This window comes from Photobacterium minamisatsumaniensis, assembly GCF_050336695.1.
Taxonomy (GTDB): Bacteria; Pseudomonadota; Gammaproteobacteria; order Enterobacterales; family Vibrionaceae; genus Photobacterium; species Photobacterium minamisatsumaniensis.
Map to the genome: position 1 here is coordinate 1 of NZ_JAKJSI010000067.1, position 16,096 is coordinate 16,096.

The 16,096-nt window shown below is 41.8% G+C and carries 10 protein-coding genes; 3 read left to right on the plus strand and 7 right to left on the minus strand.

Annotation, left to right across the window (positions count from 1 at the left end; translation table 11 throughout):
- The first annotated feature begins 625 nt into the window (after positions 1–625).
- Together L4D78_RS26665 and L4D78_RS26670 are read left to right on the plus strand one after the other, a co-directional pair.
- On the plus strand, positions 626–4,102 hold the full coding sequence (locus L4D78_RS26665) for an ImpA family metalloprotease (RefSeq protein WP_428469730.1): 3,477 nt from the start codon (positions 626–628) through the stop codon (positions 4,100–4,102).
- Between the two features lie 108 nt (positions 4,103–4,210).
- On the plus strand, positions 4,211–6,466 hold the full coding sequence (locus L4D78_RS26670) for a carbohydrate-binding protein (RefSeq protein ID WP_428469731.1): 2,256 nt from the start codon (positions 4,211–4,213) through the stop codon (positions 6,464–6,466).
- Between the two features lie 158 nt (positions 6,467–6,624).
- Here the strand turns inward: L4D78_RS26670 and L4D78_RS26675 are convergent, their stop codons facing one another.
- Positions 6,625–7,533 (minus strand): LysR family transcriptional regulator, encoded by a 909-nt coding sequence (locus tag L4D78_RS26675; protein ID WP_428469732.1) that lies wholly within the window; start codon positions 7,531–7,533, stop codon positions 6,625–6,627.
- 196 nt (positions 7,534–7,729) lie between these two features.
- On the opposite strand from L4D78_RS26675, the gene L4D78_RS26680 reads away from it, so the two are divergent.
- Positions 7,730–8,914 (plus strand): MFS transporter, encoded by a 1,185-nt coding sequence (locus tag L4D78_RS26680; RefSeq protein ID WP_428469733.1) that lies wholly within the window; start codon positions 7,730–7,732, stop codon positions 8,912–8,914.
- Positions 8,915–8,988: 74 nt separating this feature from the next.
- Here L4D78_RS26680 and L4D78_RS26685 read toward each other — a convergent pair whose 3' ends face one another.
- The 6 genes from L4D78_RS26685 to L4D78_RS26710 are packed head-to-tail and all read right to left on the minus strand — an operon-like array spanning position 8,989 to position 15,998.
- Positions 8,989–9,609: a CDP-alcohol phosphatidyltransferase family protein gene (locus L4D78_RS26685; RefSeq protein ID WP_428469734.1), complete on the minus strand. Its 621-nt coding sequence runs from the start codon at positions 9,607–9,609 to the stop codon at positions 8,989–8,991.
- Positions 9,603–10,262, minus strand: coding sequence for an ATP-binding cassette domain-containing protein (locus tag L4D78_RS26690; RefSeq protein WP_428469735.1), 660 nt, complete (start codon positions 10,260–10,262; stop codon positions 9,603–9,605). Before L4D78_RS26690 ends, L4D78_RS26685 begins: the two co-directional genes overlap by 7 nt.
- A complete protein-coding gene (locus tag L4D78_RS26695) occupies positions 10,228–11,943 on the minus strand; it encodes an ABC transporter permease (protein ID WP_428469736.1) in 1,716 nt (571 codons plus the stop codon). The genes L4D78_RS26690 and L4D78_RS26695 overlap by 35 nt, the downstream gene beginning before the upstream one ends.
- Positions 11,944–11,990: 47 nt before the next feature.
- On the minus strand, positions 11,991–13,154 hold the full coding sequence (locus tag L4D78_RS26700) for an ABC transporter substrate-binding protein (protein ID WP_428469737.1): 1,164 nt from the start codon (positions 13,152–13,154) through the stop codon (positions 11,991–11,993).
- A 14-nt stretch (positions 13,155–13,168) separates the two neighbouring features.
- On the minus strand, positions 13,169–15,403 hold the full coding sequence (locus L4D78_RS26705; protein WP_428469738.1) for a dihydrolipoyl dehydrogenase family protein: 2,235 nt from the start codon (positions 15,401–15,403) through the stop codon (positions 13,169–13,171).
- 16 nt (positions 15,404–15,419) lie between these two features.
- Positions 15,420–15,998 (minus strand): carboxymuconolactone decarboxylase family protein, encoded by a 579-nt coding sequence (locus L4D78_RS26710; RefSeq protein ID WP_428469739.1) that lies wholly within the window; start codon positions 15,996–15,998, stop codon positions 15,420–15,422.
- Positions 15,999–16,096: the final 98 nt, after the last annotated feature.

Below are 16,096 nucleotides of genomic sequence, written 5' to 3' on the forward strand. Positions count from 1 at the left end.
GTTATATATTTATACCGCTCGATTTATCTATGTATTAAATATGAATAAAAACTGCACGAGGAGGGTGAAAATATTCAGCCTAAACCTATGATAAATTTAAGAACAACAGCCACTTAAAGAGGTAATGAACGCTTTGTTAAAGACCTGGTTATATGAGTGGTGGGAACGTGTGATATAATTTTGCTCCTTGTGTTTAATCGTTGATTTTAAAGTGTTTTATTTTATTTGTGATAGCGGGGTATTGCCTTGTTTTACGGTGCTAGTATTTAGCTAATGTTATATTAAAAAGTCAAACTGAAAAATATCATTCATTACACAATTTCACCAACCTTAATAGTGAGTAGCTTTAATTATAGCCATAGTTATTATTCTTTTTTTGACTTGTTTTTTATCGTGAGTATTTATCTGAAGTTTGATGTTAATTCTAAAAATAATCTAATGCAATTAATTGCATTGACGATTGTGGTTTTTTTTTACTAAGATCCTTTAAAAGTGGCTTGTCGTATTACATATTTACTTTGTAAATTATGAATTACTGTTATCCGCAAAAATAATATAAGTTAACTCATATCAATATAACTTAGTTTTATGCTGAGTTGATTGTTATATGGCTAGGGATACCTAAATGAAAATAAATAAACTGACTAGGGCTATGTTATTAGCTGGCCTAGCATCCTACTTTTCTTATGCAAGCGCAGAAGACTTGTCTGAAGTGCTTGATGCAACTCACGCTGACTTCAAGTCAATGACAGTAAGTGCAACGGATATTGCAGGCTATACAGGTGATGGCTACCGATTTGGCGTTTGGGATCCAAAGGCTTCTCACATGGTGTTTGATTGGGAGGTGCCTAAAGATGGGCGCTATCGTTTGAAGTTACGTTACTCTTCACCTGACGATAGAACTGTTATGATTCGGGTTAAGCGGTTGAGTAATAAAGAAATAAAGGAAAACATTTATTATCCACTTAACCAGACGCTGACTGAGTCTGATTGGCAATACAGCCCAGATGTCTTTCTTGATTTAGAGCAGGGAGAATATAGCTTCAGCATTATTCAATATGGTTATGAAATACCAAATATCGATCACTTGCATATCGAATGGGTTCCGGAAGATATTGAAGAGCCAATCGATCCAAGCTTTCCTATTGATGGTCTTCACCTTACGGCAGAAGATGCAGTATTGGCTGGGAGCACTGTACTACAAACAGCAGAGAGTAAACCATCAGGTACAGGTCATACTGGCGAGGGATTCTTAGAGTTTCCAACTCGATCTGGCGATAGTGCAACTTGGACTGTTGATATAGAAGAAGAGGGCAAATACTTACTATCGTTCCGCCATACCAATGCAAACGATAGAACAATGCAGCTGAGTATTAATGGCCAAGAACCGGTTACAGTGGATTTCCCGAGTACAGAAAAGTGGCGAAACTATGTTGTGAGCGACCCGATTGAACTGGAGTTAAAGTCAGGGGTTAATGCTATTAAACTGGAGACAGAGCAATCACTGGGTCCGTACTTAGATTTTGCAGAGCTGACACTAGATGATGGGGTAGCTGGCGAAGGACGATTTGTCTCGGCTGCAATAGAAGCGGCATATAATAGTGGTGATGTGTCTCATATTGATGATATTGGCGAACTCCATCAACAGATAAGTAAAGATTTGAAAGAGGCTTATAATTCAGGTTTGGCTATAGAAACAGCAAACTATATTTTTGCTGGTGATGTCTTGCACAGTATCACCCCTAAAGATTATATCGATCGAATCGAAGCGGATATATGGAACTCATCACAACCAGGGTTCCCAATTATAATTGGTGATAATCATTCAAGTATTTGGACTGCGAGTATTAATAAAGATAGAAAAGCGATAGCCAGTGTAATTCCGAATACTCGATTTTTAACAGAAGAAAGCTATTACCGTTTTATTAAATGGCTTAGTGGGAGAAGTGATGAGTATCTAGAAAATGAAGTTGTCAGTGTCATGAAGGTAGGAAACTCTGGGAGTGAAGATCTCAATGTAGGTACTCCAGAAACTACGGTCGAATTGAATTATATTCCTCAGGACATGAGTGTTCGTCCTGATATACTTCATATTAAAGGTCGGGGGCTTACTGAAGAAGAAGTCGATTTTGCATTGGATATGTTAAGAGTATATCCAGACTTACCTGTTTATTTTGCAAATCAATTTTCTGAACAAGGGGTAATTAAGCAACAGCAATTGCTTTCGATGCTTGGCTTTAGGTATGGCTCACCAAGTAGTGATGTTTCTACATCATATACTGTAGAGCAATTGGAAACTAGTTTTGATAAGACGGCATTCAGTAAAGAAATTATTAATCATTATAATTTGAATGAAAATTTAGCGACGGATGAGTTCCCATTTCATTTAAGTGACGGTAATACATCTGAATTTAAGGCTGCATTTAGTACACCATTATCAACTGTACGCAAGCAGCTAAATACCAATGATAAACTAGCAGAACCTATTTTTTCTGATAATGAGTTATTTCATTTATCCAAGCTATATGTCTTGCTCGGTGATATGTACCGAAAAGAAATCAACTACCCATTAGATCATAAAAATGAAGATGAAACACCTTGGCTTCATGCTTGGTTTGCGGACAATACAGCTTATTACAATCGAGACTTTGCTTACGGGCAGGCTGACTTAGGTAACTTCTCAGAACAAATTGATGACAAGTATTTACTGTCAGAGCAAGACATACGCATTAAAGCTCGGGAAGGTGTGAGTTGGCACCCAACCGGTGCTTATGCCCATCCCGGGCAACCATTTGAATTAACGTTAAGCAGTAATGCTGCTACTGCGATGGATGTCTTTATTAATACCCAACGTATAGGCTCAACCAAGGAATGGGGTAAATACCAGAGACCAAAATACCTTAAATCACCGTTGGTTAAAATATACCCAGGGCAACCGCTGACTTTAACATCACCTTATGGTGGCCCTATATTCATTGAAGGCAGCCTAAATGATGATATTAGTGTAAAAATTACGAATGGTGGTCAACACCCATTATTTACCGAAGAAACAATTGATGGGTTAGCTGAAGCGGTAGAGACTTCCCCGTACAGCTGGTCTTACTTAGATCTACAGCGTTTCCAGCTATTTTCTCAAACTGAATATATGTATGAGACTTTACATGAACGTTATAGTTCAGATCATAACCAATTACTGAGTGAAATTGATACTTATACAGTGGATAAAGTCAGTGAATTTGGTGGCTTTGTAGGCAATGATATTTCACTCAATGCACAAGTACTTTCTATATGTGAATCGAAGGGGTTAGATTGTGATAATCAAGACTGGCATAAACGAGCGCACACACAAAGAGCTAATCATGATTTTAGTTCTCACTGTGGTGTAGGTTGCGCAGGTAATCCATATGATTCAGCATATAAATTTAGTGCTACAAGCTGGTTAGTTTTACACGAAATTGGTCATAATATTCAAATCTCAGAGATGAATATTAATGGTCAAGGAGGGGAAGTAACCAATAACCTTGTGCCAATGTATGTGTATAGAAGCCACCCTGATTATCAGGACTATGTTCGAGTTAGAGATCGTTGGCCTAAAATCTATGGCTGGATGCAGGAAGGGCAAAATGCCGATAATCCGACCGAGTACGTGAAGGATAAACTTTGGACTCAAAGTGATAAAGATCAGCTCGCTTTATATATGCAGATGGCTTACGCCTCTGAATATATCGGATATTTAGAGAACGGTTTTGATATTTATACCTTGAATTACCTACATGCTCGCGAAGTAAGAAATATAGATTCTTGGTCTCAAAATAAAGATAGGCTTGGTTTAAGCCTATATGAAGAGAGGCCTCGTTTAAACGGTAATGACTTTATGTTAGTTAGTCTATCTTACCTAACTGGTTATGACTGGAGGGAGCTATTTAGTGCTTGGGGTATTCCAGTTTCAGAAAAGGCTGACATGCAGGTTGCAACCTACCAAAAGCCATCAATGGAACTGAAATTTTATATACCAGAGAATGATCTTGAAGTTCAACCATATTACCGGAGTTTACCGTTAGATGGTACTACAGAGTGGCAATGGCTAGAGGATATTGATTAGTCGATACAACTAATTTAGAGGCAGAGCCATTTTAATGGTCTGCTTCTAACTAAAACTATTCTAATAAACTAATAAACTAATAAACCAATAAATAAACAAGGACGTATTATGAAAATGAAGCTATCAGCATTGTTAGTATTCAGTGCTCTTACATCTAACATGGCCAATGCTTATTCTTTACCGGGTTACTTTTCTGGTAATGATGACGATTTAGATTCTTCACTATCTCCATTTTTATATTCAGAACCAGTAAAGAATGTAAAAGGGGCGAGAAACTCACTCAGCCAGCAAACCTCAGTCCAGAGTGTCAAAACAGTTATACAACCAGATGAAGCTATCTTTATTCAGGGGCTAACGATGGAAACTCGATGGGATGGTTATTCAGGCGACGGATATTTAAAACCTGCAACAAGGAATGATGATGTTGTTAGATGGGAAGTGAGGTCACAAAGCGATTTAGACCATAATATACAATTTAGATACGCAACGAAAAATGATCGAAGCAGTATACTTTTGGTTAATGGGGTTGAACACCAAGTTTCATTTCCTAATACCGAGAATTATGGCCAATGGACAGACACCGCTCCCATTGAGGTAATACTAAATGAGGGGAGTAATATCATTGAGTTAAGATCACTCGATGGTTACATCCCCCATCTTGATAATATGACCCTGACCCACAATTTAGTTGAGCAGGAAGGGGATTGGCTGCTGGGTGAAAGCAGTGAGATGCTTAAATCTTATTTGCATACCTCGACCGTTGAGGTGAATCAATTTGAACTGTTTTGGGAGTCTGTAAGCCGTAAAGATACGGTTATTGAGCGGTTTGATCCTAATCAAGAGAACACAAGCAATGATGAAAAAAAGGAAGTTGAAGGGCAAACTATAGATAAGATGGCTGTCAGCTTAAATGGTGACATGTTAACCATCGTAAACAAACAGCCTCGCGTGTTTGAAGAGCTCGCTTTTAAAATAGAAAACATTGATGGAAGTGTTTTAGTTTCATATTTAGGCGAGAAAATTGAAGCGCATACAAAAACTGAATTTTCACTTTCTGGAATTAAAGTAAACCCAAATCAGATTCGAAGCATAGAATTTATTGATCCAAGCCCACTAGTAGATTTTGATTTGTCATATTGGGGTACTCACTATGATGAAGGTGAACGGACATGCCAAAAGAATTGCGGTAATCGTACCCCTGAACAGTTAAGGTTGAATTATGAAGCGCAAATGAGCTTTATGAAGCATTTATATAATCAATCTGATGTTCTTGAGCGGAAATATCAATATTTCCTCAGTCAGTGCAATACGAGTAACTCGTGCCCGAATTGGGATTCATATAATGAAGGGTTAAACTTATTTTCTGAACGTTTGAAAAGAGTAGCAACAAAGGAGATTACCACTTCAATGATATTACTAGAGCTATCAAGTGCTGGTGGTATGGCAAATGGTAGAGATCTATTAATTAAAGAAAATGCCTTAAGAGATAACGGCACTTGGTTAAGCAATGTATTTTCGCATGAGCTTTTCCATAACATGGGTTATAGCCATTCCTCTGGTATGGCTTATGGTTGGTCAGACAAATATGCTTCCGTAATGAGTGATTACTATAAGGAGCGTTTTTCAGATGTACCGTATGAAGATGTTGTTTATGAGTCTAAGCCAGGTGTTTTTCAGACGGCAAAACATACCCAAAGGCTTGAGCTTCAACCAGAGAAATATGGTAGCTTCCTAGCTGTGGCGACAAGCGAAGATGAGCAAGGCGTATCCATTAAATTGTATGCTAAGCAGGCCAATAACCTGAAAATGTCTACGTTGCTTTTGCAAGATGAAGGCATTACTAATTACCATGATGTAAATAATAAAGCGCCAGAACAAGGTAACCAATACACGCTTTCCTCTACTAGCGATAAGCCTATTGTTGTGTCTCGAACAAGCAATACGATGAAGAACAATGCACTGTTGATCTTAAAAGCAGAGGATGAGAGCCGGATTGCTGCTGTATCTGTACCGTCTTCCTATGCTGAACCGTTTCATACATCTGAAGACGGAACACGCTTTTACTATGCTAATGATCAATTGAATGTTAGTTCGCCCTCGCGCGGACAGTTGCATAATATTTGTAAGTTATACGGTGATTTTGCAACTGATGAAGAGTACCAAATGCTATTTGATGAGTACGGACGGTTAGATGTGTATCTTGATCAAAATGTGAATGAGTTTTGGTCTGCAATGACTGACGAAAGAAGGGATTCAGATAATTATAATATCAATCGATTTTATAATGACCGAATATCTTTAAGCTGGGAGTTCGGATATATAAAAGGCTATGGTGCGGTTTGTTCCGAAAAGGCAAAGGGTTAAATTCATAGCTCGGCTTGTATATCGTAGTGGGTTTTCTTCGCTATGAATTCCTATTATCTAAAGGTTGCCTTTAATATTGCAACTTAAGCAGCTATCACTTTTTCTCTGGTGATAGCTGTTTTTTAATGGTTTTATCAAAATGAGCGACGTAATGAATACTAACCCATTAGCTTTTGGATGAAGGGAAGTTGATCCTGCACTTTGTCTTTAAAGTGCAGGGCAGTCGGTGTGACTTCCTGCTTATTCGTATGGAGTAAGGTTTGAATTGTGGGCGATAGGTTGGTTATTGGAATTACTTGGCAGCCAACACTGTGTAGCTGTGTCACGCATTTAGGCACAATCGCGATCCCCAACCCTGCTGCGACAGTCGTAATAACAGTTTGCATACGCGTTGGTTGGTTCACTATTTGGGGTGAAAACCCAGATTGGCGACAAAGTGTGATAATTTCATCAAATAGCCCAACGGCTTCACTCCGGTTAAATAATACAATGGGTTCATGCTCTAGCTCAGTTAGGTTAACAGATGCACTACTGGCTAAAGCATGGCCACTAGGCACTAAGACGACCCAAGTGTCAGTGTAAACATGCATGCTGTTAAATTGCTCTTTCATCGGAGAAGGTAGGGGACGAGAAAAGCCTACATCTATTTGTTTGTCTTGAAATGCTTTTATTTGTTCTGAAGCCGTCATTTCGAGTAAGCTAACTTCAACATATGGATGTTCGGTTTTATAACTACGCACAAGATCTGCAATGAACGTCAAACATGCAGAGCCGAGGTAAGCGATACGTAATGTACCGATTTCGCCCCTTGCGGTACGTTGAGCCTGCTGTTTAGTAAAATGGGCTTGATTTAGTAATGTTGTAGCATCAACCAGTAGCTGTTGCCCTGCGGCGGTGACATGTACTTCTCGTGAGTTCCTCACGAATAATTTCACGCCTAACTCCTCTTCTAACGCTGTGATATGTCGGCTAATGGCAGGTTGAACCGTATTCAATTCCCGAGCGGCAGCAGAAAAGTTTTTTAATGTTGCGACAGTAATAAAGCTCTTTAGCGTTTTTAATTCCATTTCCTACCTATATCTCTCTTGGTTGAGCGGTACCGTACTGGTTCGTTTCGCCGATGCTCCCTATAGTGCGCTAGCTATACGATTTTGCTATAGCTGTAATCAAATTATATCATTTTTTATATAGCAAGGAGTTCAGTAACCTATGGCAATTCCCGGTTAGACGTTAGCTAGCCAAAGATGACAATAGAGACACGATATGACCAGTATTGCCACTGTAAGCTTCAGTGAAAAGCCCCAAATAACCAATAGTTTACTGTTTTTGATGGCTACGGCTGTTTCCGCCACAGTTGCAAATTTGTATTACAACCAACCCATATTACCGCTTATTGGTAAAGAGCTGGGTATTGGGGGGGACGCATTAGGTGCGATACCGGCTGCAAGCCAATTTGGCTACGCAGCTGCACTGTTGTTTATATCACCACTTGGCGATAGCATCGCGCGTAAACGTCTTATTGGTATCCTCTCACTTTGTTTAATCACGGCATTAATTTGTGCATTTTCAGCCAATAACTTTTTGGTATTAATTGGTGCTTGTTTTGCCATTGGGCTAAGCGCCAATATTACCCAACAGTTGATCCCTTTTGCAGCATCATTAAGTACACCAGAACAGAAGGGACGGGTTATTGGTACGTTAATGAGTGGCCTAACAATTGGTATCTTATTATCAAGGACGGCCAGCGGTTACATTGGCGAACATTTTGGCTGGCGCGCGGTCTTTATGATGTCGGCTTGTATCGCCGCTCTTTTTACTGCGCTACTGATGCGTTTTTTACCCACTAACCAGCCCACAAATCGCATACCTTATTCCAAACTACTTTTGAGCATGTTCGGGTTGATCAGGCAGTATGGATTATTACGTAAGTCGGCACTTACTGGCGCTTTATGGTTTGCTGCATTCAATGTGTTGTGGGCAACACTTGCTTTGCATGTAAGTGGTGACCCGTTCAATTTTGATGCGCAGCAAGCGGGGCTGTTTGGCATCGTTGCGTTGGCTGGTGTCAGCGGTGCCAAATTCTCTGGCATGTGGGTGTCAAAAGTCGGTTCACGTATGATGATCACTATAGCGTTGAGCTTAATTGCTATCGGCTTTTTAGTTTCAGGACTTTACGGTGACAGCTTAGTGGGACTGATTATTGGCATTATTCTGATTGATTTCGGCGTTTTCAGTGCCCAAGTCTCTAACCAAGTCGCTGTATTTTCGATCGATCCATCAGCCCAAAGCCGGATTAATGGGATCTATATGCTTGGTTATTATTTAGGAGGTGCATTGGGATCATTGGTCGGCGTAAAAGTATTTGATCACTTCGGTTGGTTCGGTGTATCAGTGCTTAGCTTGATACTTGTTAGTGCCGCAATGGTGGTAAATTGTCGTAAAAGGTGATAATTGCGATTAAGCATCAGCAATGAAGCAATCACGGCAAACTTATTCGTTTGCCGTGATTAGGTTATATGTTTTTATACCGTGTGATCGGCTTTAAGTGTGTTGTATCCAGCCCAAATACGGGTTGTTGTTGTTACCCAGCATAGTGCACCAAAAATCCAAGCAATGAGTGCGAAATGCTGAGGAAACAGGCAGAAAAGGATAAAGCAGGTAATGGTCTCAGTTCCCTCTGTTAACCCACCGATGTAATACAACGATTTCTGTTTATAGACCGGGCTGCTGATATTTCGCTTGCCCGCCATGATGGCAAAGCTAAGAAAACTAGACCCTGTACCAATGAATGAAAAGATAAGAAAGGCGCCAGCAACCGCATTGGCTTCAGGGTTAGCTAAAACAAACCCGAACGGAATGAGAGAGTAAAAAAGGAAATCGAGTGTAATATCGAGGAAACCGCCACAGTCCGTGATCCCTTGACGGCGTGCGATTGCACCATCGAGCCCATCAAAAATACGGTTAATAATAATAAACCCGAGTGCCCAGCCATATTGTTCAAAAGCCAAGGCTGGTAGGGCGAGCAGACCAAGTAAAAAGCCAAAGAGTGTTACTTGATTAGCAGTGATGCCTACTTTGTCAGGCAGTATAGACAGGGTGTTTAGTGGCCACTTGATCACTTTAATGGCGTAACGATCTAGCATGATCTTTCCTCTGTATTTGTTTCATCCCAAGGCCATTGAATAATTTGCCCCCTGTAAGGGATATCATCGTCGTCATGAGTGACCATCAAGGCGGGTATTTGTCTAATGGCTATTTGTTCAAATACAAAATCACGAAACTCTTGTCTTAGGGCTTTATCGAGCTTGCTAAATGGTTCATCGAGTAAAACAGCCTGAGGTTCAGATAGCAGCATTCTCATTAAGCTGATCCTTGCACGTTGGCCGCCTGATATTTCTGTGGGCATCTTCTCTGCGAGAGCAACCAAGCCGAGTGTCATTAACGTCTTATCAGCAAGAGCCACTCGTTGTGGGTGACGAAGGTCTGCAGGTATGCCAAACATCAAATTTTCACGAATGGTTAAATGTGGGAAAAGTAGATCGTCTTGGAAGACGATGCCTATTTTTCGTTTATCTGGACTCAGTGTTAATACATTGGTTTTATTCAGCTGAACATGCCCGCTATATGTAAACACATTCGAGAGGTGGCCAGCTATAACACTAAGCAGTGTTGATTTACCGCAGCCACTTGGCCCCATAAGAGCGACGACTTCACCAGGCTTAATAGTAAAACTGACTGGTGAGAATAAAGCGTGCTCGCGATTACTTATAGTGAGGTTTTCCACAGATAATGTCATCCGTGCTGTTACTCCGTTGTTGCGATTTTGGTTGATAAAAGCGGCCAGAAAAATGGCTCGCTGATAATGCGATAGTAAAGAAGACCAAAGGTAAGATGCCTTGAAGTAATCCGTAGATGGCGGTGACTCGTCGATCCTGCCCACTTGCGAGTACGACCGCTTCAGTGGTCACGGTTGATATTCGTCCAGCACCCAACATTTGTGTCGGTAAGTATTGGGCAAGGCTAACACTCATGCCTACAGCCATTGCCATATAGATGGCGGGCATAATAAGCGGCCGTTTAACCCGCCACCATGTTTGCCAGCTGGTTAGGCCCAAGCTCTTGGCGCATTGATCAAGGCGGTTATCATAACTACGCCAAGGACCATCAAGCGCAAGATACATATATGGGAAAACAAAGAAGATATGGCTCCATATCACCCATACAATAAAGTGTTGTCCTGCGAACCAGTATGTACTGATTTGAATACCAAACAGCAGTGATAGCTGTGGTGTAATTAATGGAATAGCAATACACCAAGTTGGGATGCTTTTCTGGAACTTATCTCGATATTCTAAGCAGCAAATGGTCATTATTAGTGCGATAACGCTGCTTATGAGTGCCAACATGATGCTATTACATGCAAGCTCAAAGATAGCCTGTAATTCTTGTTCCCAAAACCTTAGGCTGTATCGGCTTGGTGATAAATCAGGAAAACGCCAGCGCTGAGCGATAGACCAGGTAAAGAGCAACGGGGTAAGGATCAGAGGTATTAAGAGCACAAGCCACACAATTAACCGAGTAAGGCTTAACCCCTTGGCTTGTATTGGTGATCGAGATGCGCCATGGAATTGCCATTGACGGTATTTTCTTAAGCATAGCCATTCTGTAACAGATAAAAGTGCTAACCCAAGCATTGTCGTAAGGAGGAGTAGACATGCGCCGACTGCTGCTCTAGGCAACAGTGCGAGATCTGGGTCGGTAAACCACTGCCACACGATAACAGATAGGGTAGAGGGGCGGCTGGGGCCGATGATCAGCGCGACATCAACCACAGAAATACCGTAAGCAGCGACGGCAAATAGTGGCAGTCTAATTTTTGGCAACCACTGAGGCAAGATAACCTTCAGCCATGCCTCTTGATTAGAGTATCCAAGCCCATTTGCAACCGCGAGTAGTTTGTTTACGTGTATTTGCTGTAAGACTGAAATGCTCATCAATAAAAGAAATGGAATTTCTTTTATTGCTAAGCCCAGCAGTAGCCCTAATCCATAGCGGTCTTGAATGAGGTTAAAGCTGTTGGCGGTATTAAAACCAGTGCTTTCTAATAAGCGATACATCCACCCTGATGGCGCAAGTAAAAAAGCAAAACCAATGGCAAAAGCGACATGAGGCATCGCAAGCATTGGGCTGAGGAAGCGTTCAATTTTACGCCAATATGTTGTATTCCAGTATCGGCGTAATATAAAAAATGATGCCGATAAAGCAAGTAGGGTACTGCTAAGGCCCGTGAAAAGACTAAGCATGAATGACTGTTCAATGCCGGGCCAGTTGGCAACTGTGGTGAATGCCGAGAGGTTAGGTTCGGTATAGCCTAAAGGAGGCAGCCAAGATATTGCAGGTAAAACTAACCCTAATAAACCGGGTATCAGTGGAATAATAAAAAGAATGAAAGTAAGAAAAAAAATTGCGTGAATCATACTGAACCTAGGTTAGGAAGCTGCCAGAAGACAGCTCCCTTCATTGTTTAACTGCCGTAGCGCTTTTGCCATTCCAGCTCAATGGCTGTAATCCAGCTAGGGTGAGGCTCAGGAATTGATTTAAATAGGCTAAACTCTTGAGCTCCAACCTTATTGAGTACGTCTGGCTTTAATATAGAAGGGTCGCCCCAAATCGTTGAATCCGATTTACGGGCTTGCGCTTCAGGGCTCATCAAAAAGTTGATGGTCACGAGTGCGCCAGCTTTTGCCGAAGCATTCCACGGTATTGCCAAGAAATGGATATTTGATAGCGCCCCTTGCTGAAAGGCATAAGTCTGGGCGGTTTCGACAAGGTTGCCATTTTCGATAGCGGCGTTGGCGGCATTCGGGTTAAAGGTTATGGCTAACAACAGTTGTTGATCATCGAGCAACTGAATGGTTTCACTTGTACCTGATGGGAAACGGAGACCTTGTTGCCATGCGACAGGGTGTAATTGGTCTAAGTATGACCACAACGGTGCGGTAACCATATCGAATTTACTCTTATCGAATGGTTCATATAGCGCTGAATTGTTATTTGTTAGCTCGAGTAATGCCGCCTTAAGAAAGCTACTTCCATGAAATTCTGGTGGTTGTGGGTAACTCACTTTACCTGGAAATGCTTTTGCAAGGCTTAGAAGCTCAGCAAAGTTTTGAGGCGGGTTATTCAACGTTTGTTTGTCATGAATAAAGACAAGCTGACCAATCCCCCACGGTGCTTCCATACCGTTTGTTGGCTCAGTAAAGTCTTCATCGATAGGTAGCGATGTATCAACGAATTGCCAATTGGGCAAGCGTTGGGTAAATGGCCCGTGCAGTAGGTTATTGTGTTTCATCGAACGGAAGTTTTCGCCGTTTAACCATACGAGATCGACGCTACCTGCTTGGTCTTTACCTGCGGTTTTTTCAGCAAGTAGCCTTTGCGTTGTTTCGGCAATATCTGCCACTTTGACATGTTTTAAGTTAATGCCATATTGTGTCTTTAATTGACGGCTCGCCCAACGTAGGTAGTTATTAATCTCTTGGCTTCCGCCCCATGCATTAAAGTAAACAGTTTGTCCTTCTGCATCCGCTACAGTCTGCTGCCATTGACCACCGTCTGTGGTGTTATTGGCAGCAAATGCGAAGCTAGTGGTTAGCGCAAACGCTAACCCTAGAATAGTTTTTTTCATATGTCCTATAATCCCTACTTTTCCTTGAGCGGCGCTTCTTCGGTTGGTTTTACAGTTGCATTTGTTTGCATGGTATCAGTTTGGGTACTTGGTTTCTCGTTTCGCATCCAAGTATGATATTTTTTAACCAACGCCAGTAAACCTTTGGGTGCATTGGCTTGCTTCCAAACACCTGCAGTATATTTTGTCGCTTCACTCATGGTTGGGTAAGGGTGAATTGTCCCTAGTATTTTGTTTAGTCCTAAGCCATGGCGCATAGCAAGGGTGAACTCAGCTAACATTTCACCCGCATTATGACCAACAATAGTGACGCCTAGAATTTTGTCTTTACCTTTTGGTGTAATGACTTTTATAAAACCGTGGTCTTGACCATCCGTAATGGCGCGATCTAAATCATCAATACCGTAAGTTGTCACTTCGAATTGAAGACCTTGCTGTTGGGCTTCTTTTTCATTAATACCCACACGTGCCACTTCAGGCGAGGTATAAGTGGCAGCAGGCAAGACAGAGTAATCTGCTTTGAATTTCTTTACATCGCCAAATAAGCCGTTCACTGCGGCATACCATGCCTGATGTGCTGCTGCATGCGTTAGTTGGAATGGGCCTGATACATCGCCAACTGCAAATATATTCGGGTATTTGGTTTGTAGGTAATCGTTAACTTCGACAGTGCCTCGTTCTGAGGTTGTAATCCCAAGTTCTTCTAAGCCAAAGCCCTGTACATTAGCGACGCGGCCAAGAGCAAGCATCACAACATCAAATTCTACGGTTACTTCATCGCCAGTTGCCGTCGTGAGGTATACACGCTGTGTACTAATACCTGATTCGTCGGTTATGTTTTCAAATCGAGACGCACGGTGGCCAGTCATTATCGTGACACCGTCTTTCTCCATTTGTAACTTAACTTGCTCGGCGGCATCTAAATCTTCACGGATCAAGACTTGTTCAGCCATTTCAATGAGCGTGACCTGACTACCTAGGCGGCGGAAACTCTGTGCCAATTCACAGCCAATTGGCCCCCCACCAAGCACCATCATGTGTTTAGGTTGCTCTTGCAGTTGCCAAATAGTATCTGAAGTTAGGTAGTTAACAGATTCTAATCCTTCAATCGCAGGCACTAATGGGCGAGCACCTGTGGCAATTACTATATTACGCGCTGTAATTCGCTCACCGTTTACCTCGACTTCCCATGGTGACAAGATAGTGGCTTCTCCACTAATACAATTAACACCGAGCTTAGAGTAGCGATCTACAGAATCATGAGGCTCAATTTTGGCGATAACATTATGGATTCTTCCCATCACTTGTTTGAAGTCGACTTGAGTCGCGCTGGTGGTAATACCAAATTCATGAGCGCGGGATATTTCAGCCATAGTGTGCGCTGCACGAATAATGGCTTTTGATGGTACGCATCCGGTATTTAAGCAGTCTCCTCCCATTTTATGACGTTCAATGAGCGTTACCTTCGCCTTTACTGCGGCGGCAATGTAAGAGCTAACCAGACCGCCAGCCCCTGCACCGATAACAACCATATTTTGATCAAATGAAGAGGGCTTTTCCCATTGGGCGTAAACACGGCGTTTTTGAATGATGCTCATCACTGCTTTGGCAATTAGTGGGAAAATACCCAGTAAAGCCAATGAGATAACAACTGGGGCAGAGATAATACCGCTGAGTGTGTCTATTTGGCCAAGCTGAGTACCTGCATTAATATAGACAGCTGTTCCGGCTAACATGCCTACTTGGCTAACAAGGTAAAACATTTTAGTGCTGATAGGGGTTAAACCCATGAGCAAGTTAACTAAGAAGAAAGGGAAGACAGGGATCAAGCGTAGTGTGAAGAGGTAAAGTGGCCCATCTTTTTTAATGCCAGCGTTAATCGGTACCAAGCGGTGACCAAACTTGCTCTGTACCCAATCTCGAAGAATAAAGCGGCTGAATAAGAAAGCCAATGTCGCCCCGATAGTACTGGCGAATGAAATAAGCAATAAACTCCACCAGAAGCCAAATAAAGCGGCGCCAAGGAGCGTCATTATGGCTGCCCCTGGAAGTGATAATGCCGTTACCAATACGTAGAGGCTAAAAAACACCACGCTCGAAAACAATGGGCTCGTGCTTATTGTATCTTGTAGGGCTAGCTGCTGGGTTTTCGCGTACTCTAACGTAAAGTATTGCCCTAAATCAAAGGCAAACCATATGATAAGTAGAGATGCAATGATAGCGAGTAGAACGATTTTTTTTCTATCCATGTTATTTACTCCTGAGCTATTCCTTTGACGACAACTTTTCTTTTATCGAATCGGGTTGGATCGGTAGCGAACAAAATCCCTGCTCAGGTACGTCGAGCGCAGTATTAAACTTTGCAGAGAGGTTCTGGAAAGAAATGAGGGCGGTGAGTTCAACAATCGTATCTTCGTCATACCACTGTTTGAGTGTATCCAGCATGTTTTCGGTGACACGTTGACCTGTAATCGTCATTGTTTCTGTGTAGCGTAATACTGCCCGTTCTTGTTCTTCAAATAATTCACTGTGCTGCCAGTTAGCGAGCGATTTTATTTTCTCTTCTGAATCACAACGCTCAGCTAACCTCATGCCATTAGCATCGACACAAAATGCGCAGTCATTTAGTTGAGAGACCCTGACGCAAACTAATGAACGCATGATAGGTGATAGCGGAGAAGAGCGACGATCAAGATAGCCAAAGAAACTAGCAACCAGCCAAAAAAGGGTAGGCTTACGCCCCCATAAGAGCGCCGGGTTTAGTACTTTGCCGAAATGGCGTTTTTGAAGCCAAAGTAGCGGCTTAATGGTAATGGAATGGTTTTTTTTGGCTGAAATGCGCACGATCACCTCTTAATATTAGGAATACTTTTTATGCCACAATGGGTATATAACCTGACCATGAGCAATGATTACTCAAATTATCAGATAGATATGAGACA

Bases quoted from the DNA above. Each gene is read 5' to 3' on its own strand.
- L4D78_RS26665 (WP_428469730.1), top strand. From the start codon at position 626: ATGAAAATAAATAAACTGACTAGGGCTATGTTATTAGCTGGCCTAGCA.
- L4D78_RS26670 (WP_428469731.1), top strand. From the start codon at position 4,211: ATGAAAATGAAGCTATCAGCATTGTTAGTATTCAGTGCTCTTACATCT.
- L4D78_RS26675 (WP_428469732.1), bottom strand. From the start codon at position 7,533: ATGGAATTAAAAACGCTAAAGAGCTTTATTACTGTCGCAACATTAAAA.
- L4D78_RS26680 (WP_428469733.1), top strand. From the start codon at position 7,730: ATGACCAGTATTGCCACTGTAAGCTTCAGTGAAAAGCCCCAAATAACC.
- L4D78_RS26685 (WP_428469734.1), bottom strand. From the start codon at position 9,609: ATGCTAGATCGTTACGCCATTAAAGTGATCAAGTGGCCACTAAACACC.
- L4D78_RS26690 (WP_428469735.1), bottom strand. From the start codon at position 10,262: ATGACATTATCTGTGGAAAACCTCACTATAAGTAATCGCGAGCACGCT.
- L4D78_RS26695 (WP_428469736.1), bottom strand. From the start codon at position 11,943: ATGATTCACGCAATTTTTTTTCTTACTTTCATTCTTTTTATTATTCCA.
- L4D78_RS26700 (WP_428469737.1), bottom strand. From the start codon at position 13,154: ATGAAAAAAACTATTCTAGGGTTAGCGTTTGCGCTAACCACTAGCTTC.
- L4D78_RS26705 (WP_428469738.1), bottom strand. From the start codon at position 15,403: ATGGATAGAAAAAAAATCGTTCTACTCGCTATCATTGCATCTCTACTT.